Source organism: Sphingopyxis sp. MG (assembly GCF_002953155.1).
In the GTDB taxonomy this organism is placed as follows: Bacteria; Pseudomonadota; Alphaproteobacteria; order Sphingomonadales; family Sphingomonadaceae; genus Sphingopyxis; species Sphingopyxis granuli.
Window position 1 is genome coordinate 4,073,287 of the sequence record NZ_CP026381.1, and the last position, 20,601, is coordinate 4,093,887.

General features: G+C 65.3%; 17 protein-coding genes. 11 read left to right on the forward strand and 6 right to left on the reverse strand.

Annotated elements, in window-relative coordinates; all coding sequences use genetic code 11:
* Positions 1–82: 82 nt before the first annotated feature.
* The 9 genes from C3E99_RS18760 to C3E99_RS18800 all read left to right on the forward strand — a co-directional run bounded on the left by C3E99_RS18760 (position 83) and on the right by C3E99_RS18800 (position 11,227).
* Positions 83–2,023: a bifunctional 5-dehydro-2-deoxygluconokinase/5-dehydro-2-deoxyphosphogluconate aldolase gene (locus C3E99_RS18760; RefSeq protein ID WP_104960235.1), complete on the forward strand. Its 1,941-nt coding sequence runs from the start codon at positions 83–85 to the stop codon at positions 2,021–2,023.
* Complete coding sequence (gene iolD, locus C3E99_RS18765; protein WP_104960236.1) at positions 2,020–3,855, forward strand: 3D-(3,5/4)-trihydroxycyclohexane-1,2-dione acylhydrolase (decyclizing); 1,836 nt, start codon at positions 2,020–2,022, stop codon at positions 3,853–3,855. The genes C3E99_RS18760 and iolD overlap by 4 nt, the downstream gene beginning before the upstream one ends.
* Complete coding sequence (iolE, locus tag C3E99_RS18770; protein ID WP_104960237.1) at positions 3,852–4,745, forward strand: myo-inosose-2 dehydratase; 894 nt, start codon at positions 3,852–3,854, stop codon at positions 4,743–4,745. The genes iolD and iolE overlap by 4 nt, the downstream gene beginning before the upstream one ends.
* Complete coding sequence (gene iolB / locus C3E99_RS18775; RefSeq protein ID WP_199775039.1) at positions 4,745–5,536, forward strand: 5-deoxy-glucuronate isomerase; 792 nt, start codon at positions 4,745–4,747, stop codon at positions 5,534–5,536. Before iolE ends, iolB begins: the two co-directional genes overlap by 1 nt.
* A gap of 9 nt (positions 5,537–5,545) precedes the next feature.
* Positions 5,546–7,054 carry a CoA-acylating methylmalonate-semialdehyde dehydrogenase gene (locus C3E99_RS18780; RefSeq protein WP_067106852.1) on the forward strand — a complete coding sequence of 503 codons (1,509 nt, stop codon included), beginning with the start codon at positions 5,546–5,548 and terminating at the stop codon, positions 7,052–7,054.
* Between the two features lie 96 nt (positions 7,055–7,150).
* Positions 7,151–8,485 carry an MFS transporter gene (locus tag C3E99_RS18785; protein WP_199775040.1) on the forward strand — a complete coding sequence of 445 codons (1,335 nt, stop codon included), beginning with the start codon at positions 7,151–7,153 and terminating at the stop codon, positions 8,483–8,485.
* Positions 8,486–8,496: 11 nt separating this feature from the next.
* Positions 8,497–9,900 carry an alkaline phosphatase D family protein gene (locus C3E99_RS18790; protein ID WP_158682368.1) on the forward strand — a complete coding sequence of 468 codons (1,404 nt, stop codon included), beginning with the start codon at positions 8,497–8,499 and terminating at the stop codon, positions 9,898–9,900.
* A gap of 17 nt (positions 9,901–9,917) precedes the next feature.
* Positions 9,918–10,106 carry a hypothetical protein gene (locus C3E99_RS18795; RefSeq protein WP_158682369.1) on the forward strand — a complete coding sequence of 63 codons (189 nt, stop codon included), beginning with the start codon at positions 9,918–9,920 and terminating at the stop codon, positions 10,104–10,106.
* Entirely contained in the window at positions 10,103–11,227 is a 1,125-nt protein-coding gene (locus tag C3E99_RS18800; protein ID WP_199775041.1) for a Gfo/Idh/MocA family protein, read from the forward strand. Before C3E99_RS18795 ends, C3E99_RS18800 begins: the two co-directional genes overlap by 4 nt.
* Here C3E99_RS18800 and C3E99_RS18805 read toward each other — a convergent pair.
* Positions 11,215–12,015, reverse strand: a complete 801-nt coding sequence (locus C3E99_RS18805) for an inositol monophosphatase family protein (RefSeq protein ID WP_104960241.1) — start codon at positions 12,013–12,015, stop codon at positions 11,215–11,217. The two genes, C3E99_RS18800 and C3E99_RS18805, sit on opposite strands and share 13 nt — an antisense overlap.
* A 137-nt stretch (positions 12,016–12,152) precedes the next feature.
* Between C3E99_RS18805 and C3E99_RS18810 the strand changes: the two genes are divergently transcribed.
* Positions 12,153–14,159 carry a phytase gene (locus C3E99_RS18810; protein WP_199775042.1) on the forward strand — a complete coding sequence of 669 codons (2,007 nt, stop codon included), beginning with the start codon at positions 12,153–12,155 and terminating at the stop codon, positions 14,157–14,159.
* 552 nt (positions 14,160–14,711) lie between these two features.
* On the opposite strand, the gene C3E99_RS18815 is transcribed toward C3E99_RS18810, so the two are convergent.
* The 5 genes from C3E99_RS18815 to C3E99_RS18835 form a co-directional block, all read right to left on the reverse strand.
* A complete protein-coding gene (locus tag C3E99_RS18815) occupies positions 14,712–15,629 on the reverse strand; it encodes a polysaccharide deacetylase family protein (protein WP_104960243.1) in 918 nt (305 codons plus the stop codon).
* A complete protein-coding gene (locus C3E99_RS18820) occupies positions 15,626–16,501 on the reverse strand; it encodes a polysaccharide deacetylase family protein (protein ID WP_104960244.1) in 876 nt (291 codons plus the stop codon). Before C3E99_RS18820 ends, C3E99_RS18815 begins: the two co-directional genes overlap by 4 nt.
* A complete protein-coding gene (locus C3E99_RS18825) occupies positions 16,494–17,189 on the reverse strand; it encodes an isochorismatase family protein (RefSeq protein WP_199775043.1) in 696 nt (231 codons plus the stop codon). The genes C3E99_RS18820 and C3E99_RS18825 overlap by 8 nt, the downstream gene beginning before the upstream one ends.
* A complete protein-coding gene (locus tag C3E99_RS18830) occupies positions 17,186–18,145 on the reverse strand; it encodes a hydroxymethylglutaryl-CoA lyase (protein WP_324787693.1) in 960 nt (319 codons plus the stop codon). Before C3E99_RS18830 ends, C3E99_RS18825 begins: the two co-directional genes overlap by 4 nt.
* Before the next feature lie 90 nt (positions 18,146–18,235).
* Complete coding sequence (locus C3E99_RS18835) at positions 18,236–19,009, reverse strand: GntR family transcriptional regulator (RefSeq protein WP_104960245.1); 774 nt, start codon at positions 19,007–19,009, stop codon at positions 18,236–18,238.
* A gap of 208 nt (positions 19,010–19,217) precedes the next feature.
* Here C3E99_RS18835 and C3E99_RS18840 point away from each other — a divergent pair, with 208 nt between their 5' ends.
* Entirely contained in the window at positions 19,218–20,537 is a 1,320-nt protein-coding gene (locus C3E99_RS18840; RefSeq protein ID WP_104960246.1) for an MFS transporter, read from the forward strand.
* The last annotated feature ends 64 nt before the right edge of the window (positions 20,538–20,601 follow it).

The following is a 20,601-nucleotide window of genomic DNA, read 5'->3' on the forward strand; positions in this document are numbered from 1 at the left end:
TGGCGCCGTGTGAAACATATGTTGCAAACATTCTAAAAGTGGAATAAGCGTTTCAGGCCAAGGAAGGATGGTCTCGAAAACGATGGCGCAACAAGGGCAGGAACGGGGCGGAGAGGACCGGCTGGACGTCGTCACGCTGGGGCGCGCGGGGATCGACCTTTACGGCGAGCAGATCGGCGGGCGGCTCGAAGATATGGCGAGCTTCGCCAAATATATCGGCGGCAGTCCCACCAATACCGCGGTCGGCGCGGCGCGCCTCGGTCTTCGCGCCGGGCTGATCACCCGCGTCGGCGCGGATCATTTCGGCCGCTTCATCGTCGAGGAGTTGAACCGCGAGGGCGTGGTGACGGACGGCGTCCGCACCGACCCCGACCGGCTGACCGCGCTTGCGATCCTCGGCATTCGCGATCCCGACACCTTTCCGCTGATCTTCTACCGTGAAAATTGTGCCGACATGGCGCTTTGCGCCGGCGACATCGATCCCGACTTCGTCGCTTCGGCGGATGCGCTGCTGATCAACGGCACCCATCTGTCGCAGCCGGGCGTGTTCGATGCGAGCATCAAGGCCGTGACGGTGATGAAGGCCGCCGGGGGGCGCGTCGTCTTCGACATCGATTACCGCCCGGTGCTCTGGGGGCTTGCCGGCAAGGACAATGGCGAGGATCGCTTTGTCGCCGACCAGGGCGTCACCGAAGCGTTGCAGCGTGTCCTGCCGCTCTGTGACCTGATCGTCGGCACCGAAGAGGAAATCCATATCCTTGGCGGCTCGACCGACACGCTCGCGGCGCTCCGTGCGATCCGCGCGAACAGTTCCGCGCTGCTGGTCTGCAAGCGCGGCGCACAGGGATGCGTCGCCTTTCCCGATGCCGTTCCCGCGTCGCTCGATGCCGGAATCGTCGGTCGCGGCTTTCCGATCGAGGTGTTCAACGTGCTCGGCGCGGGGGATGCCTTTATGGCGGGTTTCCTGCGCGGCTGGCTCAAAGACATGCCGCTCGAAAAATGCTGTGAAATCGCCAATGCGTGCGGTGCGCTCGTCGTGTCGCGGCACGGCTGCGCCCCGGCGATGGCGTCCTGGGACGAGCTTCGGCATTTTCTCGGTGGGCAATGGCCGCACCGCCTGCGCGAGAGCGCCGAGCTCGAACAACTGCACTGGTCGACCAACCGCCACGGCGAGCGCGACGAACTGACCGTGCTCGCGATCGATCACCGCAGCCAGTTCGACGACCTGCTCGCCGAGCTCGGCGAAAGCGACGAGGCGCGGATCCATCATTTCAAGAATCTCGCGCTCGAGGCGCTTCATCGGATGGGGGCTGGCGACCCCAATTACGGCGTTCTGCTCGACGGCCGCTTCGGCGCACGCGCGCTGGAGGCGGCGGCCGATCATCCCTATTGGATCGGGCGGCCGATCGAGGTGCCCGGATCGCGCCCGCTGCTCTTCGAAGGATCGCCTGACGTCGGCATGACGCTGCGCGACTGGCCGACGAACCACGTCGTCAAATGCCTCGTTTTCTATCATCCGGACGATGATGCCGAAATGCGCGCACGGCAGGATCGGCAGTTGCTGCGCCTCTTCGATGCCTGCCGTCGCACACGCCACGAATTTCTGCTTGAAATCATCGCGTCGAAGCACGGTCCGGTCGACAGCGGCACGATCGCCTCGGTGATCGATCATGTCTATTCGCTCGGCATCTATCCCGATTGGTGGAAGCTCGAACCGACGACCGATGCTGCCGCCTGGGCCGCGAGCGAGGCGGCGATATTGCGCCACGATCCGCTCTGCCGCGGCATCGTCCTGCTCGGCCTGTCGGCGCCGCGGGACGAAGTGCTCGCGGGCATCGTCGCGGCGGCGCCTTTTTCGCTGGTCAAGGGCTTCGCGGTGGGGCGCACCATCTTTCACGATGTCGCGCAGCAATGGCTGACGGGAGCGATCGACGACGAGGCCGCCATGACCGCGCTCGGTGAAAATCTGCGCGTTCTCGCCGATGGCTGGCGCGCGGCGCGCCGTGCTAGGGTGGCGGCATGAGCGGGCATGTACGATTGACGATGGCGCAGGCGCTGACGCGCTGGCTTGCGATGCAGCGGGTCGAGGTGGACGGCGTCGAATTGCCCTATTTCGCCGGCATGTGGGCGATCTTCGGCCATGGCAATGTCGCGGGGATGGGCGAAGCGCTCGCCGGGATGGAAGACGCGCTTCCGACGTATCGTGCGCATAACGAGCAGGGCATGGCGCATGCCGCGATCGCCTTTGCCAAGGCGAGCCGCCGCCGCCGCGCGATGGCGTGCACGACCTCGATCGGTCCCGGCGCGACGAACATGGTGACCGCGGCGGCGCTCGCGCACGTCAACCGGTTGCCGGTGCTTTTCCTGCCGGGCGACGTCTACGCGAGCCGCCGTCCCGACCCGGTGCTTCAGCAGATCGAGGATTTCGCCGACGGGGCGGTGAGCGCCAACGACTGTTTCCGTCCGGTGTCGCGCTATTTCGACCGCATCACGCGGCCCGAACAGATCATCGATGCGCTGCCGCGCGCGATGGCGGTGCTGACCGACCCGGCGCTCTGCGGGCCGGTGACCCTCGCGCTCTGTCAGGATGTGCAGGCCGAGGCCTATGATTATCCCGAGAGCTTCTTCGCCCCGCGAATATGGCGTTCACGCCGGCCGCGTCCCGACCGTGCAGAACTGAATAATCTCGTCGAAGCGATCCGCACCGCGAAAACGCCGTTGATCATCGCGGGCGGCGGTATCCTCTATTCGGAGGCCGAAAGAGTCCTCGCCGACCTCGCCGCACGGACCGGTATCCCGGTCGCCGAGACGCAGGCGGGGAAGGGCGCGCTCGTCTGGGATCATCCACAGGCGCTTGGCAGTATCGGCGTGACCGGGACGAGCGCGGCGAACGCCGCCGCCGAAGCCGCCGACCTGATCGTCGGGGTCGGAACCCGGCTGCAGGATTTCACCACCGGGTCGCGCACGCTTTTCGCGGGCAAGCGGTTGGTCCAGATCAACATGGCGGCGCTCGATGCGATCAAGCAGGGCGCCGAAGCGGTCGTCGGCGATGCGCGTGAGACACTCGAAGCCTTGGCGGAGGCGCTGGCCGACTGGCAGGTCGATGATAGGTGGCGCGCCGCGAACCGCGCCGCGGTCGCTGAATGGAACGCCGCCTGGGACGCCGCGACAGCGCCAGTCAATGCGCTTCCCTCCGACGCGCAGGTGATCGGCGCGGTGTGGCGGCAGGCGGGGGACGACGCGACCGTCGTCTGCGCTGCGGGCGGTCTGCCCGGCGAACTCCACAAACTTTGGCGGACCCACCGCCCCGGCGGCTATCATGTCGAATATGGCTTCTCGTGCATGGGCTATGAGGTCGCGGGCGGACTAGGGGTCAAGATGGCCGATCCGGCGCGTGACGTTTATGTGATGGTCGGCGACGGCAGCTATCTGATGCTCAATTCGGAGCTGGCGACCTCGGTGATGCTCGGGCGCAAGATCACCGTCATCCTGCTCGACAATCGTGGCTATGGCTGCATCAACCGACTGCAGCAGGGGACGGGCGGGCGCCCGTTCAACAATCTGCTCGCTGATGCGGCGCACGAAATCCTGCCTGACATAGACTTTGCGGCCCACGCCCGCAGTCTCGGCGCCGCTGCGGAGAAGGTCGGCGGCATCGCCGAACTCGAAGCCGCGCTCGTTCGTGCGAAGCAATCGCCGAAAAGCTATGTGATCGTCATCGACACCGATCCCGCGATCACCACCGAGGCGGGCGGCCATTGGTGGGACGTCGCGGTCCCCGAAGTGTCGGCGCGCGCCGAAGTGCAGGCCGCGCGCCGCGACTATGAAAATCGAATCGACGGAGGCAGGACATGACGATCCGCTGGGGCGTGAGCCCGATCGCCTGGTGCAACGACGACATGCGCGAACTGGGCGGCGACACGACGCTCGACGAACTGCTCGCCGATGTCCGCGACATCGGCTTCGACGGGGTCGAACTCGGGAACAAGTTCCCGCGCGATCCGGAGTTGCTTGCGCCGATCATGGCGAACTACGGCCTCGACATCGTCGGCGGCTGGTATTCGTCGAACCTGCTCGTGCGCGATGCCGATGCCGAAATCGAGGCGCTGTCGAAGCATCTTGCCTTGCTCGAATATATGGATTCGAGCGTCTTCATCCTCGCGGAAACGTCGAACGCGGTGCATTGCGACCGCTACGGCAGCCGGCTCGATACGCATCCGGTGCTTCCCGCCGCCGACTGGAAGCAGTTCGGCGAGCGGCTGGATACTGTCGCGCGCTTCATCAACGATCGCGGGCTGCGCTTCGCCTATCACCATCATCTCGGCACGGTCGTCGAGACGAAGGATGAACTCGAACGCTTCTTCGACGCGACCGGCGACCATGTCGGTCTGGTGCTCGACACGGGGCATGCGCTGTTCGGCGGGATCGAGCCCGTCGACGTGATCAAGGCGCGCCCGGAGCGCGTCGCGCACGTCCATTGCAAGGACGTCCGCACCGCCAAATATGACGAATTCCGCGCGAGCGGCACCAGCTTCCTCAACGGTGTCGTCGGCGGCATGTTCACCGCACCCGGCGACGGCGATTACGACTATGCACCGTTTATGCGTGCGCTTGCCGACATGCACTATTCGGGCTGGATCGTGATCGAGGCCGAACAGGATCCGGCGATCGCCAACCCCCGCGAATATAGCCAGCTCGGCCTCGACACGCTGAAGCGGCTGGCGCGTGAGGAGGCGCTGGTCTGATGTCGCTTCTCGTCCATCCCCATTCGCCCGCGGGCGACGGCACGGTGCTCGACATCACGCCCGAAAGCGCGGGTTGGAAATATGTCGGCTTTCGCGTGGTCCGCCTTGCGGCGGGGGCAAGCTACAATCGCGTCGAAGACGGCCGCGAGGCGTGTGTGGTCGTGCTTACGGGGACCGTCTCGATCATGGCGGGAGGCGAGAGCTTCGAGAATATCGGCGGTCGCCAGACGGTGTTCGACGGCGCGGCGACCTCGGTCTACGTGCCCGCGGGCCATCGCTACAGGATCGAAGCCGTGTCCGATGCGGAAATCGCGATCTGCACGGCGCCGGGAACCGGGGCGGGCGCGGTGCGCCTGATTCGCTCCGATGCGGTCGAGGTACGCGGCCAAGGCACGAACAAGCGGCATGTCCGGAACATCCTGTCCGATGCCGATGCCGCCGAAAGCCTGCTTGTCGTCGAGGTGATCACGCCCGGGGGGCACTGGTCGAGCTACCCGCCGCACAAGCACGACCGCGACGCCTACCCCGAGGAGACTTTCCTTGAGGAGACCTATTACCACCGCCTCTCGCCATCGCAGGGCTTTGCCTTCCAGCGGGTCTATACCGACGAGCGCGACATCGACGAGACGATGGCGGTCGAGGACGGCGATGTCGTGATGGTGCCGCGCGGCTATCATCCGGTCGGCGCGCCGCATGGCTATGATCTTTATTATCTGAACGTGATGGCGGGGCCCCGGCGCAACTGGGTGTTCCGCAACGACCCCGCGCACGAGTGGATCGTGCGCCAGTAAGGAAGAGCGATGAGACAGATTGACCCCTTCATCGCCGGCGATGCCGCCGGCGGCGGTTCCGTGCGCCCGGAAAACGGACGCGCCGGTGATGTGTTCAACCCGAGCACCGGACAGGTCCAGGCACGCGTCGCTTTCTCCACCGCCGCCGATCTCGACCGCGCGGTCGTCGCGGCCGCCGCGGCGCAGCCCGGTTGGGCGGCGACCAATCCGCAGCGCCGCGCGCGCGTCCTGTTCCGTTTCCGCGAACTGCTCGAGGCGAACATGCAGGATCTCGCGGAACTGCTGGCGAGCGAGCATGGCAAGGTCGTCGCCGACGCGCGCGGCGACGTTCTGCGCGGGCTGGAAGTGATCGAATTTTCGTGCGGCATCCCGCATGCGATGAAGGGCGAATATACGCAGGGTGCCGGACCGGGAATCGACGTCTATGCCATGCGTCAGCCCCTCGGCGTGGTCGCGGGTATCACGCCATTCAACTTTCCCGCGATGATCCCGATGTGGATGTTCGGCCCCGCGATCGCGGCAGGCAACGCCTTCATCCTCAAGCCCAGCGAACGCGACCCGTCGGTGCCGGTGCGCCTCGCCGAACTGATGCTTGAGGCCGGGCTGCCCGAAGGCATCCTCCAGGTCGTCCACGGCGACAAGGAAATGGTCGACGCAATCCTGGATCATCCGGCGATTTCGGCGGTCAGCTTCGTGGGATCCTCCGACATTGCGCACTATGTCTATGGGCGCGGTGCCGCTGCCGGCAAGCGTGTGCAGGCGATGGGTGGCGCCAAGAATCACGGCATCGTCATGCCCGACGCCGACCTCGACCAGGTGGTGCACGATCTGTGCGGCGCCGCCTTCGGTTCGGCGGGCGAGCGCTGCATGGCGCTGCCCGTCGTGGTGCCGGTCGGCGACGCGACCGCCGACGCGCTTCGCGAGCGACTGATCCCGGCGATGGCCGCGCTCAAGGTCGGCGTGTCGACCGATCCCGATGCGCATTATGGCCCGGTCGTCAACGCCGCGCACAAGGCGCGTATCGAGGACTGGATCCAGACCGGGGTCGATGAAGGCGCCGAACTGGTCGTCGATGGCCGCGGTCTGGTCCTGCAGGGACATGAGCACGGATTCTTCGTCGGCCCAACGCTGTTCGACCGCGTGACGACTGCCATGCGCGCCTATCGCGAGGAAATCTTCGGCCCGGTGCTGCAGATCGTCCGAGCCCCCGATTTCGAGACCGCTTTGCGCCTGCCGAGCGCACACCAATATGGCAATGGCGTGTCGATCTTCACGCGCAATGGTCACGCCGCGCGCGAATTCGCGCAGCGCGTCAATGTCGGCATGGTCGGCATCAACGTGCCGATCCCGGTGCCGGTCGCCTATCATAGCTTCGGCGGCTGGAAGCGCTCGGGTTTCGGCGACACCAATCAATATGGGATGGAGGGCGTGCGCTTCTGGACGAAGGTCAAGACGGTAACCCAGCGCTGGCCCGATGGCGGCGAAGGGGACAACGCCTTTCTCATTCCCACCTCCTGAGCAAAAACGAAACAAATCTTCCATTCTTATATAAAATGAAATAGCATCATGTCCGGACACCCGAAACAACAGGGCGCCGGATGCGGGAGAGAGGCGATGCTCAGATATTTCGCGACGGGTCCGGACCTGCCGGTCAGAACCGACGACGGCCTCGATGGCGCGTTCCGGCGCTATCGGATGCGGATCATCATGGCGATCACGCTTGCCTATGCCGTCAGCTATACGTGCCGGCTCGCGATCAATATCGTCAAGAAGCCGCTGATCGATCAGGGCATCTTCACCCCGCTCGAACTCGGCATGATCGGCTCGGCGCTGTTTTATACTTACGCCGCCGGCAAGCTGATCAACGGCTTCGTCGCAGACCACAGCAATGTGAAGCGACTGTTCGCGGCCGGGATGATCCTGTCGGCGCTTTGCAACATCGCGATGGGTTTCTCGACATTGTTCTGGGCGACGCTGCTGATCTGGGGGCTCAACGGCTGGTTCCAGAGCTATGGCGCGCCGGCGTGCGTCGTCGCGCTGGCCAGCTGGTTCTCGAACCGGGAGCGCGGGCGCTATTACGGCATCTGGTCGACCGCGCATTCGATCGGCGAGGGGCTGACCTTTGCGGTCGTCTCGGCGGTCGTCGCAATCGGCGGCTGGCGGTGGGGCTTCTGGGGTCCGGGTGTCGCGGCGGTGCTTGCGGGCGTCGCGGCCTATTACGCGATGGCCGATCGGCCCCGCGCGCTCGGCTTGCCGACCGTCGCCGACTGGCGGAACGACCATTATGCCCCGCCCGCGGAGGATGGGCCTGAGCGCGGGGTGTTCGCCACCCAGCTATCGATCCTGAAAATACCGGCGGTCTGGATTCTCGCGCTGGCGAGCGCGGCCAACTATGTGACGCGCTACGCGATCAACAGCTGGGGAATCCTCTATCTGCAGGAGGCGCGTGCCTATTCGCTGGCGGAAGCGGGTGCGATGCTCACCGCCAGCACGCTGGCGGGGGTTGCGGGCGCGGTCGCCTTCGGCTTCGTCTCGGACAAATTCTTCGGCGCGCGCCGTCCGCCCGCCAATCTGCTCTTCGGGGTCATCGAACTCGTCGGGCTTCTTCTGCTGTTCTTCGGTCCCAACAATCCGGTCATCGTCTTCATCGCGGTGATCCTGTTCGGGCTCGGCATGACCGGCCTCGTCACCTCGCTTGGCGGGCTGTTCGCGATCGATATCTGCCCGAAGCGCGTCGCCGGCGCCGCACTCGGCCTGGTCGGCGTGTTCAGCTATATCGGCGCGGCGGTGCAGGAACAGGTGTCGGGGGCGCTGATCGACGCCAACATGCATATGATAAATGGCACGAATGTCTATGATTTCGGACCGGTGATCTGGTTCTGGATCGGTAGTTCGGTACTGGCGACGTTGCTGGCGACGACGCTATGGAACACGAAGCTCCGCGACTGATGGAAAAGACGATGCATCGCCGCAATCTTCTGCGCGGGGGCGCTGCCCTTGCTTTTCTCGCCGCGCTGCCGCGCCGGCTCTATGCCGCCGCGGTCGGCTATCCACGCTTGCTCGACGGACCGATGATCGGCGCGACGACGCCGGACAGCTTCACCGTCTGGTCGCGCGCAAGCGGGGCGTTCGGGGTCGCGGTCGAATATGCGACGCGCCGCGACTTCGCCGATGCGAAAACAACCGCGCCGGTCGCCGCGACGCAGGACAACGACCTGTGCACGGTGGTCGAGGTTAGCGGCCTCAAGCCCGACACCATTTATTATTATCGCATCAAGGCCGATGGAATCGACGACCGCCACCAGCCGCTTGCCTTTCGCACCCGCACCGCGCCCGACCGGCCGCGCCCGATCCGGATCGCCTTCGGCTCGTGCGCGCGCGTCCAGCTCTACCCCGAGCAGCCGGTGTTCGAGGCGATCGCCGCGATGGAGCCCGATCTCTTCCTTTGGCTCGGCGACAATATCTATGCCGACAGTGACAGCGAGACCGCCTATTCGGCGCTCTATTCGCGCCAGCGGGGCGTGTCGGCGCTTGTTCCGCTGCTCCGCTCGGTGCCGCAACTCGCGATCTGGGACGATCATGATTTCGGCTATAATGACTCGGATCGTCACAACGGCGTGAAGGCGATGACCCGCCGCCTGTTCGACCGCTGGTGGGCGAATCCCGCTTCCGGCCTGCCCGACACGCCTGGAATTTTCTTCCGTCACAGCTTTGGTCCCGTCGACATCTTCATGCTCGACGGGCGCTACCACCGCGATCCGCCATCGGCCCCCGACGGCCCCGAAAAGACGATGCTCGGTGCCGGGCAGAAGGCGTGGCTGAAGCGCGAGCTCAAGGCATCGAAAGCGGCGTTCAAGATCCTTGCCTCGGGCACCGGCTGGTCGCTCGCCGAAAAGGGCGGCGACAGCTGGGCCGCCTATCTCCACGAGCGCAACGAGATCCTCGATTTCATCCGGGACGAGGGGATCGGCGGTTGCCTCGGCATTTCGGGCGACGTCCATCAGGGCGAAGTCAACTGCGTGCCCTGGTCCGAACGGGGCGGCTATGATTTCTATGATCTGGTGAGTTCGGGGCTGGCGCAATATCTGGCCCCCAAATTCGTCGACCAGCATCCCGAGGTGCGATTGCGCGCTCCGTGGGTGCGCAGCACCAATTTCGGGCTGCTCGAATTCAGCTTCGATCCCGAACCGCGCGTCGAACTCAGCGTTCGCGACGTGATCGGGGCATCGGCGTCGGGCGAGCCCGTCCGCCTTCGCGCCGCCGACCTCGTCAACGGCAAGCAGAGCTGGCGCGCCGTGATCGATCCGGATGAACTCGAACGGCGCGAGCGTGTCGAGCGCGGCGGCAGCTATTATGGGGAGTGAATAGGATGCGCTTCGGGATGGCGCCGATCGCGCGCGACGGGTTCGTGGCGGTGAAGGCGCGACTGCCGCTTGCAATGCCGGAGGAGGCGGTCGGGACCCACCGGATCGACCAGAACGACGGGCGCAAGCTGCGCGGCGGCCAACCGGTCAAGCGCCAGGCGATCGAACGGCGACGCGAACGCTGTCGACAGGCTGTCGGGGCGTGACGCGGCCCGCGCTCAATATCGCGCTGATCGGCAGCGGCTTCATGGGCCGCGCGCATGCCCTCGCCTTTGCGGCGGCCGACCGCACCTTCGACTTGCCGCGCGCGCCGCACGTCGCGCTCCTTGCCGACCGTGACCTGCCGAAAGCGACCGCCGCCGCGGCATCGCTCGGAATAGCGCGGGCGAGTGGCGACTGGCGCGAGGCTATCGACGATGCGGGCATCGACCTCGTCGCCATCGCGACCCCGAACAGGCTCCACGCCCCGATCGCCATCGCTGCTCTCGAAGCGGGCAAGGCGGTCTATTGCGAAAAGCCGCTGGCGACGACGATCGCCGAGTCCGAGGCGATGACTGCGGCCGCCGCGGCATCGGGGCTGCCCACCGCGGTCGGCTTCACCTATCTCTACAATCCGATGATCGTCCTTGCGCGCGAGTTGATCGCGGGCGGAGAGATTGGGGAGGTAACCGCCTTTCGCGGCATTCACGCGGAGGATTTCATGGCTTCGGCCGACGCGTCGTTCAATTGGCGATGCGAGCCCGATCAGGCGGGCGGCGCGCTCGCCGACATCGGCAGCCATATCATTGCGATGGCGCGCCATCTGGTGGGCGATATCGCCGTCGTGTCGGGCCGTCTCCATACCGCCTATCCGACGCGCCGCGATGCGCAGGGCACCGACCGCACGGTGACGGTCGACGATCAGATGGATGCCGTGATCGAATTCGCCAGCGGTGCGACGGGGACGCTCGCGGCGAGCTGGATCGCGAGCGGGCACAAGATGGGGCTGGCATTCGAGGTCAGCGGGACACGCGGATCGATCGCCTTCACGCAGGAGCGGTTCAACGAACTCAGGCTCTATCGCTCCGGACCGGGGCGCACCAATGGCTTCACGACGATCTGCGCGGGGCCGGAGCATGGCGACTATGGCGCCTTCTGTCCGGCGCCGGGGCATCAGATCGGCTACAACGACCTGAAGACGATCGAGGTCAAGGCCGTCGTGGAGGCGGCCGCAGGCTTGCCGTCGGCCGCGAAGAGCTTCGCCGACGCGCTGGCGGTCGAGCGGGTCGCCGACGCAATCCGCCGGTCGCATCGCGAAGGATGCTGGATCGGACTTCAGACGGCGTAGGCTGGCGCCAGCGCCGCCAGCATTTCCTCATGAATTGTGGGCGTCGATGCCAGCACGGTTCCGTTCATCAGGTCGAGCGCGTTGCCGCGCGTGTCGGTCACGACGCCGCCCGCCTCGCGGACGATCACGACCCCGGCCGCCATGTCCCAGGCGCTGACGCTCTGCTCCCAATAGGCGTCGTGGCGGCCGCAGGCGACCCAGGCCATGTCGATCGCTCCCGCCCCAAGGCGGCGGATGCCCGTGACGCGCGGGGTCAGCCGCTCCATCTCGGCATAGAATTGTTCGTGGTTCGGCTTGGTCGCAAAGGGAATGCCGACGCCCAGCACCGATTCCTCGATCGTCGTGCGCGTCGAGATATGGATGCGACGTTCGCCGAGCCATGCGCCGCCGCCGGTTTCCGCGCAGAACAGCTCGTCCATCGCGGGGACATAGGTGACCCCTGCGACGACCTCCCCCTGCTTCGCCAGCGCGATGTTGACCGCGAAGAGTGGGGATCCTGTCAGGAAGTTGGTCGTACCGTCGAGCGGATCGACCACCCACACATGGTCGGTGTCGCTGCCGGGCGTCAGCCCGCTTTCCTCACCGAGGAAGCCATAGTCGGGGGCATGGGCCATCAGCCGCTCACGGACGGTCGCCTCGGCCTTCAGGTCGGCCTCGGTGAACATGTCGGCGGCGCCGGCCTTGCTATGGATCGTGAGCGTGGCGATGCGCTCGCGATCGGCGATCAAACCTTCGCCGGCGGCGTGGGCGGCGGCGATCATGGCGGAAATAAGGGGTGACATTGGCATGGAATGAATATACGTTCTGTTTTCTGGAAAAGATAGAAAAATTATTCTGAAATGATGTTGCGGGCTGCTTTTGCGGCCGTTGTCGGACGATCGGGTATTGGCTCGATTGCGATCTCGAAGAGAAAAGGGAGGGGTGCGTGAAAACGAGTCTATTTGCAATCGCCGCCGGGCTGGCGGCTGTTCCGGCAGGCGTCATGGCACAGCAGGCTGCTTCGATTCCGGTCGTCGCCGCCTCCGCCGAAACGCAGGCGACCGACGGATCCGGTGCCGATGGCGCCGTGGTCGTCGCCGACCCCGCCGATGCATCGCGTTCGTTGATTCTCGCGGGCGCCGAATCCGCCGGAATCGATGTCTTCGATCTGGCCGGGAAACGTGTGGGGACGCACAAGGTCGGCAATATTCGCGCGCTCGATCTGCGCGCCGATGCCGCGCCGGGCGGGGGACCGTTGCTGGCCGCGCTCGATGGCAAGGATAATGCGCCCAAACTCTTTCGTGTGATGGCCGGTGGTGTCCCGGCGCCGCTCGCGCTGACCGGAATAGAGCCTGGGATGACGGTCGCGGGGCTCTGCTTCTCGCGCAGCCATCGCGACGATACCCTTTATCTGTTCCTCGTCGGTGACAAGGGAGAGATCGAGCAGTGGGGATTGTCGTCCGAAGCGTCGGGCGCCATGAACGGGCGGATTGCGCGGCGCTGGTCGCTCGGGTCGGAAATCGGCTATTGCGCCGCCGACGACCGCGGTTCGGTCTATTTCTCGCAGGAAGCCGTGGGGGTATGGCGCTTCGCCGCCGAACCCGAGGCCGAGATCGCACCCGAGATCGTCGATATCGTCCGCCTCGGCCACATCACCGAAGAAGCGAAGGGTGTCGGCATCGCCGCCGACGGCCGCCTGCTTGTTTCGGACGCGTCGGCCAATCGGCTGAACATTTACGATCCCCTCGATGGCTATGCCTATCTTGGCTCGGTGGCGCTCGCGGCGGGTACCGACCAGGTCGAGGATGGCGGCAGCGTCACGGTGGCAGGGCCGGTCGTGCTGGTCGCCGATGACGATAATTCGCCTGAGGAACCGAATTTCAAGATTGCGGGTTGGCAGGCGATCCTCGCCGCGGCGGGGCTTCCCGAACGGCCGGCGGTGCCGGCGCCCGAGACGATGCCGCTCGCGCGCCCGACAGTCGAAACAGTGCCGGTGGAGACCGGCGGCGACGCCGCAGACGATCCGGCGATCTGGATCAATCCCGCCGACCCCGCGCAAAGCGTCGTGATCGGGACGCAAAAGCAATCGGGACTCTATGTGTATGATCTGGAAGGGAAAGTCATTCAGTTCCTTCCCGACGGGCGCATGAACAATGTCGATTTGCGAAGCGGCTTCCGCCTCGGCGGCCGCGACGTGACGCTCGTGACGGCCAGCAATCGCACAACCAAAGGCATCTCGATCTATGTCCTCGATCCCGCGACGCGCAAGCTGACCGACGTTGCGGACGGGTTACAGGACACCGGTTTCAAGGATCCCTATGGCCTCTGCATGTATCGCAGCGCGAAGACGAAAAAGACCTATGTTTTCGTCAATCAGAGCGACGGCAAGATGCGCCAGTGGGAGTTGGTCGCGACGCCCGCCGGCAAGGTGCGGGCGAAACTCGTGCGCGACCTGCCTTTCGAAACGCAGGTCGAGGGCTGTGTCGCCGATGACGAGACCGGCATGCTTTATACCGGTGAAGAGGATGTCGGCATCTGGCGCGAGGGTGCCGAGCCGCGCGGTGGTCCCGCACGCACGACGCTGGCGAAAGTCGCCGACAACCCGGCGCTCAAGGACGATATGGAGGGGATCGGACTCTATGCCATGGCTGACGGCAAAGGCTATCTCGTCGTCTCGAGCCAGGGTAATGACAGCTATGCGGTGTTCCGCCGTGAAGGTGACAATGCCTATGTCGGCTCGTTCCGCATCGGCGCCGACATGGCGGCGGGGATCGACGGTGTATCCGAAACCGACGGCCTCGACGTCACCAGCATGGCGGCGGGACCGGCCTTTCCCCACGGCCTGATGGTCGCGCAGGATGGCCGAAATGTTTCGCCTCCCGAGAATCAGAATTTCAAGCTAGTACCGTGGGAGCGGGTGGCAAAGGCGCTCGGTCTCGAAATCGGCCAATAGCGGTACTTTGACAGAGATATGATCGCTGAGGCGGGGCAGCAATGCCCACATGGCGCTGCGGGCGCGCTCGGCCCGTGGATTATGCGCAGTCGCAGAATAGCCAACACAGCGCAGCGGCCGCCGCAGCTATTGGGGGGGAGAAAGCAGGGTACAGCGCGGCGGGCGACGGATACAGCTTGTCGCTGTGATCGCGATAAGGCGGCCAGCTTGCCTGACAATCGTTCGGCAGCGGCGATCTCCGCCTTGTCGATCGGCGGCAGGGCGGGGAATATGTCGATCAGCCGCGCCGGCGCCTGCGCATTGAGCCGAGGATAACGGGCGAGCGGATTGTGAGTCTCTTGCGTCCTGTGTGGCGCTCCCCGCAAGCGGGGAATGGATGACTGGCAGCCATCCTGAGGGTCAGGACCCGCTAACATCATACAGGTTCAGCCGGGGGCGGGCATTTGCCGTGAGCCACGTGCTGCTGGAACCGGGCTCGCGAGGTCATCGACAGCGAGCTTGGGAGGTGCTCAGCGCTGCTCCGCGACGCTTTCGGACTGCTTCTGCTCCGTTTTAACGCAGCGCGTCCGCGATCTCGCCCAGGCTGTGGAAGGCCGCGTCGTCCTGATCGGCCAGCCAACCCAGCAGCCGCTCAAGCGCGTCGATCCTGTAAGGCAGGCCCATGATATAGGGCGTGACGTTCAGCGGCAACATGCGGCTGGCGCCGAGCGTCGAGGCTTCGCCGTGCAGCAGCGTATAGGCGTCCATGATCTGCTCGACATAGGAATCGGCCGATTGCTGCTGGACGGTCACGATCTGCCGGTCGGAAAGCTCGTGGTTGACCGGCACGTTGACGATGGCGCCTGCGCCGGTCTCGAATCGATAGGGCAATTCGTCGTTCACCCAATCCGCCATATAGGTCAGCCCCGCCTCGGCGAGCAGGCGCGGCGTGTTGAACGATTGCGAACGCGCGATCGACATCCAGCCGCGCGGGCGCGTGCCCGCGGCCTGTTCCAACGCGTCGAGCGCGGCCGCGATCAGCGCGCGTTCCTCGTCCTCGGGCAGGCCCGATGCGATGGTGCCGTTCATGTCGGTCGAATGCGCGACGATCTCGTGCCCCGCGGACAGGATATCGGCGATAATCCGCGGATAGCGTTCGGCGATCGCGCTATTAATCGCGACCGATACCCGCGCATCCACCTTCGCGAACGCATCGAGCATCCGGTAGAAGCCGATCCGCGTGCCATATTCGCGCGCGGTATAGTGCCGGTAATCGGGATAAGGGGTGACCATATGCCCCGGCGCACGGAACGGCTTGTCCGCGGGCAGGATCGGAAACCATTCGAGATCGACGACGATCGCCACTGCGACGGTCTTGCCCGAAGGCCAGGCGATCGGTGGCCGTTCGAACAGGTTGGAATAGGGGTAATAATCGTGATCCATGCCCCGCTTGCGCAGGGGATAGTCGAGATAGGCCGGGTCGAGGCTCATGCCGCCACCTGCTGCATGTAATGATCGGCAATGTCGCCGCTTCGGGTGATCCAGGCGCGGCCGTCGGCGGCGATGTGCTTCAGCACCTCTTCGAACGGACCGATGCGATGCGGCTGGCCGATCAGATAGGCGTGCAGCGGGATGCACATCACCGTGCCGCCTTCGTCCGCCAGCCGTTGATATTGGCGGATCAGCGTGTCGGCATAGGCGCGCGGCGACATGTTGTAGACGAAGAAGCCGTAATGGTCGTTGACCTCCAGGCTGTAGGGCATCGAGATCAACCGGCCCGACTTCACATGAACCTCGCCCGGCTGGTCGTCGTGATAGAGGTCGCAGGTATAGGACAGGCCATAGTCGGCGATCAGGTCGAGCGTACGCGGCGTATGGGTCAGTGCGGGGGCGAGCCAGCCCTTGATCGTCTGGCCGGTCGCCTCGCGCACGGTGCGGATCGAATCCTCGATCAGCGCGCGCTCCTGCGCCTCGTCCATGCCATAGCTGTAGCGCGTGTTGTAGATGCCGTGGCTGAAGAACTCCCAGCCGCGCGCGGCGGCGTCGGCCACCACTTCGGGCAGATGCTGGCACATCGCCACCGACAGGCTGACCGATCCCGGGAAGCCGTGCCGCGACATCGCCTCTGCCAGCCGCCAGTGACCGACGCGGTTTCCGTAATCGCGGTGACCATAGCCGACCACGTCCGGATGCGGCTTGGGCCAGCTCTTGCGGTGGGGATTGGCGGGCGGATCGAGTTCGTAGAATTCGATATTGGGCGACACCCAGACCGCGACCTGCTTGCCCCCGGGCCATTCCAGCTTCGGACGGCCGCGATAGGGGCGGAAGTCATAGAGACCGGGGTCCTTCTCGCCCTCACGCATCGGCCTGGGCCTCCAGCCAGTCAATCACGGTCCGCACCGGTTCGACGTCCGCATATTTCAGCTGAAGGTCGGTCAAATTGGCGAAGTGATAGCTCTCGTGCTTGTCCGCGCAGGTCTCGACCGGCACGATCGTGCGATAGCCGCGGCTGAGGCTGTCCACCGCGGCGGCGCGGACGCATCCCGAGGTGGAGCCGCCGGTGATCACCACCGTGTCCACCTTGTGCCAGACCAGCAGGCTCTGAAGCGGGGTCTCGAAGAAGGGCGAAGGCATGCGCTTGGTGTAGATCGTGTCGCCCGGAGCGATCGCGCAGCGCTCGTCAAAGGCGTGGCGGTCGCTGTCGTACTTGATGTTCTGCAGGCTGTCCGGCGTATCGGTCCGCGTGCCCCATACGCCCGCGTCGCTGGCATCCTCGGCATAGGCGACACGGGTCCAGATCACCGGCATGCCCCTGGCGCGGGCGAGGGCCGAGATGGTGTTGACATGCTCGATCTGGCGCGGGTCGGTTTCGTAGGCGGTCCTGTACCGGTCGATCCGCGTATAGGCGTTCTGGAGATCGACATTGACGATGGCGAGCTTGCTGCCGAAGCCGAACTTGGCGCGGGCCGGATTGGCCATCACCTCCTCGAAGATCTGACGCGCGGTCCTGCCGTCGCTGACCATCCGGGTTCCGACGATTTCGCTTATCATACGATCTCCATGGCATGGGCGGGCCTGAAGCCCAGCGGCAGTTTCGCATCGGGCAGGAAGCCGTACATCTCCTCGTCCGGCAGTGCCGCGGTGACGATCTCACGAACCGCCAGCAGCCGGTCGATATCGATGCCGGTGCGCAGGCCCATCGCCTCGAGCATGAACACCAGATCCTCGGTCACGATATTGCCGCTGGCACCGGGGGCGAACGGGCATCCGCCAAGCCCGCCCAGCGACGCATCGAGCGTGGTCAGCCCGCATTCGAGCGCGGCAAGCGCGTTGGCGAGGCCAAGGCCGCGCGTGTTGTGCAGATGGATACCGGTCAGCGCACCGTCGCCGACCACGCCGCGCACCAGTCCGATCAGATGCTTCACCGCGCGCGGATCGGCATAGCCCGTCGTGTCCGACAGCCCGACCTCGTCGCAGCCCGCATCCATCAGCGCGGCGGCGAGCCGGGCGATCTGGGCGTCGGGGATCGCGCCCTCCAGCGTGCAGCCGAACGCGGTCGACAGGCTGCCCTCGAAATGCGGCCGATCAGCCGCGGGCAGTGCACGGATCAGAGTGGCGATGGCGATCGCCTCGTCGATCACCTGTTCGTGCGAGCGGCGCAGGTTGGCAAGGCTGTGCGTTTCGGAGACGGAAAGCGGCAGGGTGATCTTGTGCGCGCCGGCGCGAATCGCCGCCTCCGCGCCCTTGGCGTTGGGCACCAGTACCGCGACGCTGAGGCCCGGGATGGTGCGGGCATGGTCGACCAGCTCGGCTGTGTCGGCGAGCTGCGGGAGCAGCTTGGCGGGGACGAAGCTGCCCACCTCGATCTCGCGGACGCCGGCGGCGGCCTCGGCGTCGATCCACGCTTTCTTGGCCTCCAGCGACATGATGGTGGCGATGCTCTGAAGCCCGTCGCGCGGACCGACCTCGCTTACCAATATGTCGATATCGCCCATCGGATCGGCCACGGCTGACGCCCTATATTTGTACTACTCTTATAACAAATAGCCGAAGCGCATGGAATGGCAAGGGTGTCCGTTCAATTTTTTGCGCGCTGCTCAGATTTCGGCGTGGAGCGTGTGCGACTGGAGGTCGAAGCGCATCTGATACCGGTCAGCGCGATAATAGGCCTGGGTCAGCAGCATCGGCTCGCCCCCCTTGTCGCGAAACGCGCGGGTGATTCGCAGCAACGGCGCCATCGAGTCGATCTTGAGCGCGGCCGCCATCGCCGGATCCGCCGAAACCGCCGCGATCGTCTGCGCCGCACCGCCAAATTCTCGGCCCGATTGCTGGACGAGGTTGAGGATCGGGGTCCGCCTCAGGCTCTTTTCGGTGATCATGAAGCTGAGCGGCTCCGGCACATGGGCAATCGTCACCCCCAGCGGCTCGCCGTCGAGCCAGCGCAGGCGCACCGCGCGCATGACACGCGTTCCCGGCGGGACCCCCAGCAGCGACGCGACCGGATCCTGCACCTCCTCGCGCGTCAGTTCGAGCACAGTCACCTTGGTCTTGCGGCCGAAGGTCACCAGCGAATCGACGGCTTTGCCGATATCGGCCTCGATGGGCCGCACCGGCAGGTCATAAATGACGCGGGTACCGACGCGGCGCTTGCGCTCGACGAAATGCTGCAGCGCCAACTCGTCCAGCGCGCGGCGCGCGGTGATCCGCGATACCCCGAAGGTGTCCGATAACTCCTGTTCCGTCGGCACGAGCGAGCCGTGCGGGCGGCTGCCTGAAACTATTTCGTCGCGCAACTGCACGAAAATCTGATGATACAGCGGAACGGCGGTCTTGCGATCGACGCTGGATAGTTCCTGCTTGCCGCTAATCATCCAATCCCTCTCCGCGCGACTGAAGGCGCATATATGGCCGGGTGCCCGTCGGGCATCGCGGCTATTCCTATAACTTGGCAGTTCGGCGCGTGGAAAGCCGTTTACCGGGCCGAATGTGAAATTTGCTATAAAGTTATAAGTCTATAACAAATAACTTGCCGCCCCGTCATCCCGGCGTATATCCCATCCGGCACGAGGGGAGACGAAGATGGCGACGGGCGGCACGACAGGCGATCTTCACGCAGCGGCGCCCGGCACCGCCGGTTGGACCCCGATTCAGGTCACCGTGGTCGCAATCTGCGCGGTGATCAACATGCTCGATGGCATGGACGTGCTCATAATCTCCTACATCGCTCCGGCAATGGCCAAGGACTGGGGGGTCAGTTTCGAGGTGCTGGGGGTGATCTTCAGCGCGGGACTGGTCGGCATGATGCTCGGTTCGATCGTAATCGCGCCGCTGGCCGACGGAATCGGGAGGCGCCCGGTCGTGCTCGGCGCGCTGATGGTGATCACGGTCGGCGCGTTCGGTACCGGTCTGGCCCAGACGATTCCCGCCTTTGTGGGGTTCCGCTTTCTGACCGGCCTCGGCATCGGCACCTTGCTCGCCAGCGTCGCCGCTTTGGCGAGCGAATATGCGCCGCCGGGCAAGCGCAGCATCGCGATCGGCTGGTTCCAGGCAGGCTATCCGATCGGCGCGGTGCTGACCGGCCTGGTATCGATCTGGTCGATCCCGCAATTTGGCTGGCAAGCGACGTTGCTGGGCACCGCGGTGGTCAGCGCGGTGGTGCTGCCGTTCGCCTTCATGCTCCTGCCCGAGTCGCTGGATTTCCTCCAGAACCGCCAGCCCGCTGGCGCGCTGGCGAAGATCAATGCACTGCGCCTCCGCCTCGAACTGCCGCAGCTCGACAGCCTGCCGCCGCCGCGCAGCCGCGGTGCCGTTCCCAAGCTGGGGCACCTGTTCGCAGGCGGACTGTGGAAATCGACGCTCATTCTGTGGCTGTCGATCTTCCTTGGTTATCTGGTGCTCTATTTCGTGACGAGTTGGATCCCGCGCCTGGCGTCGGAAGCGGGATTGAGTGCCGCCAATTCGCTCTGGGCCGGCTCGGTCTTCAATGTCGGCGGGATTATCGGCACGACCAGCATCGGCTGGCTGGCGACCAAACGCGACATCGGCTGGCTGATCCGCGGCTATATGCTGGTCGGCGCGGTGCTGCTGGTGGTGTTCAGCCAGCCGATGCCGCTGGTGGCGGTGCTTGGGGTCGCGGTCGGCATGGGGCTCGCGGTGCAGGGCGGCTTCAGCGGCTTCTATTCGCTGGCGGCGCAGATCTACCCGACCGAAGTCCGCAGTTCGGGCATCGGCTGGGCGATCGGCATCGGTCGCGGCGGATCGGTGATCGGGCCGCTGCTCGGCGGTTTCCTGCTCGGACAGCACTTGCCGCTGTGGATCGTCTTCCTGTGCTTCGCCATCCCGCTCGCACTGTCGGGCATTCTTGCCGCGCTTGTCCGTGGGCGGGCCGATTTGGCCTGATTTCGCGCTCCGCGGCGCACGAACCTTGCGAGCCAAGTCACCGAAATGACGCTTTCAACCACTC

Bases quoted from the DNA above. Each gene is read 5' to 3' on its own strand.
- C3E99_RS18760 (WP_104960235.1), top strand. From the start codon at position 83: ATGGCGCAACAAGGGCAGGAACGGGGCGGAGAGGACCGGCTGGACGTC.
- iolD (WP_104960236.1), top strand. From the start codon at position 2,020: ATGAGCGGGCATGTACGATTGACGATGGCGCAGGCGCTGACGCGCTGG.
- iolE (WP_104960237.1), top strand. From the start codon at position 3,852: ATGACGATCCGCTGGGGCGTGAGCCCGATCGCCTGGTGCAACGACGAC.
- iolB (WP_199775039.1), top strand. From the start codon at position 4,745: ATGTCGCTTCTCGTCCATCCCCATTCGCCCGCGGGCGACGGCACGGTG.
- C3E99_RS18780 (WP_067106852.1), top strand. From the start codon at position 5,546: ATGAGACAGATTGACCCCTTCATCGCCGGCGATGCCGCCGGCGGCGGT.
- C3E99_RS18785 (WP_199775040.1), top strand. From the start codon at position 7,151: ATGCTCAGATATTTCGCGACGGGTCCGGACCTGCCGGTCAGAACCGAC.
- C3E99_RS18790 (WP_158682368.1), top strand. From the start codon at position 8,497: ATGCATCGCCGCAATCTTCTGCGCGGGGGCGCTGCCCTTGCTTTTCTC.
- C3E99_RS18795 (WP_158682369.1), top strand. From the start codon at position 9,918: ATGGCGCCGATCGCGCGCGACGGGTTCGTGGCGGTGAAGGCGCGACTG.
- C3E99_RS18805 (WP_104960241.1), bottom strand. From the start codon at position 12,015: ATGCCAATGTCACCCCTTATTTCCGCCATGATCGCCGCCGCCCACGCC.
- C3E99_RS18815 (WP_104960243.1), bottom strand. From the start codon at position 15,629: ATGAGCCTCGACCCGGCCTATCTCGACTATCCCCTGCGCAAGCGGGGC.
- C3E99_RS18820 (WP_104960244.1), bottom strand. From the start codon at position 16,501: ATGCGTGAGGGCGAGAAGGACCCCGGTCTCTATGACTTCCGCCCCTAT.
- C3E99_RS18825 (WP_199775043.1), bottom strand. From the start codon at position 17,189: ATGATAAGCGAAATCGTCGGAACCCGGATGGTCAGCGACGGCAGGACC.
- C3E99_RS18835 (WP_104960245.1), bottom strand. From the start codon at position 19,009: ATGATTAGCGGCAAGCAGGAACTATCCAGCGTCGATCGCAAGACCGCC.
- C3E99_RS18840 (WP_104960246.1), top strand. From the start codon at position 19,218: ATGGCGACGGGCGGCACGACAGGCGATCTTCACGCAGCGGCGCCCGGC.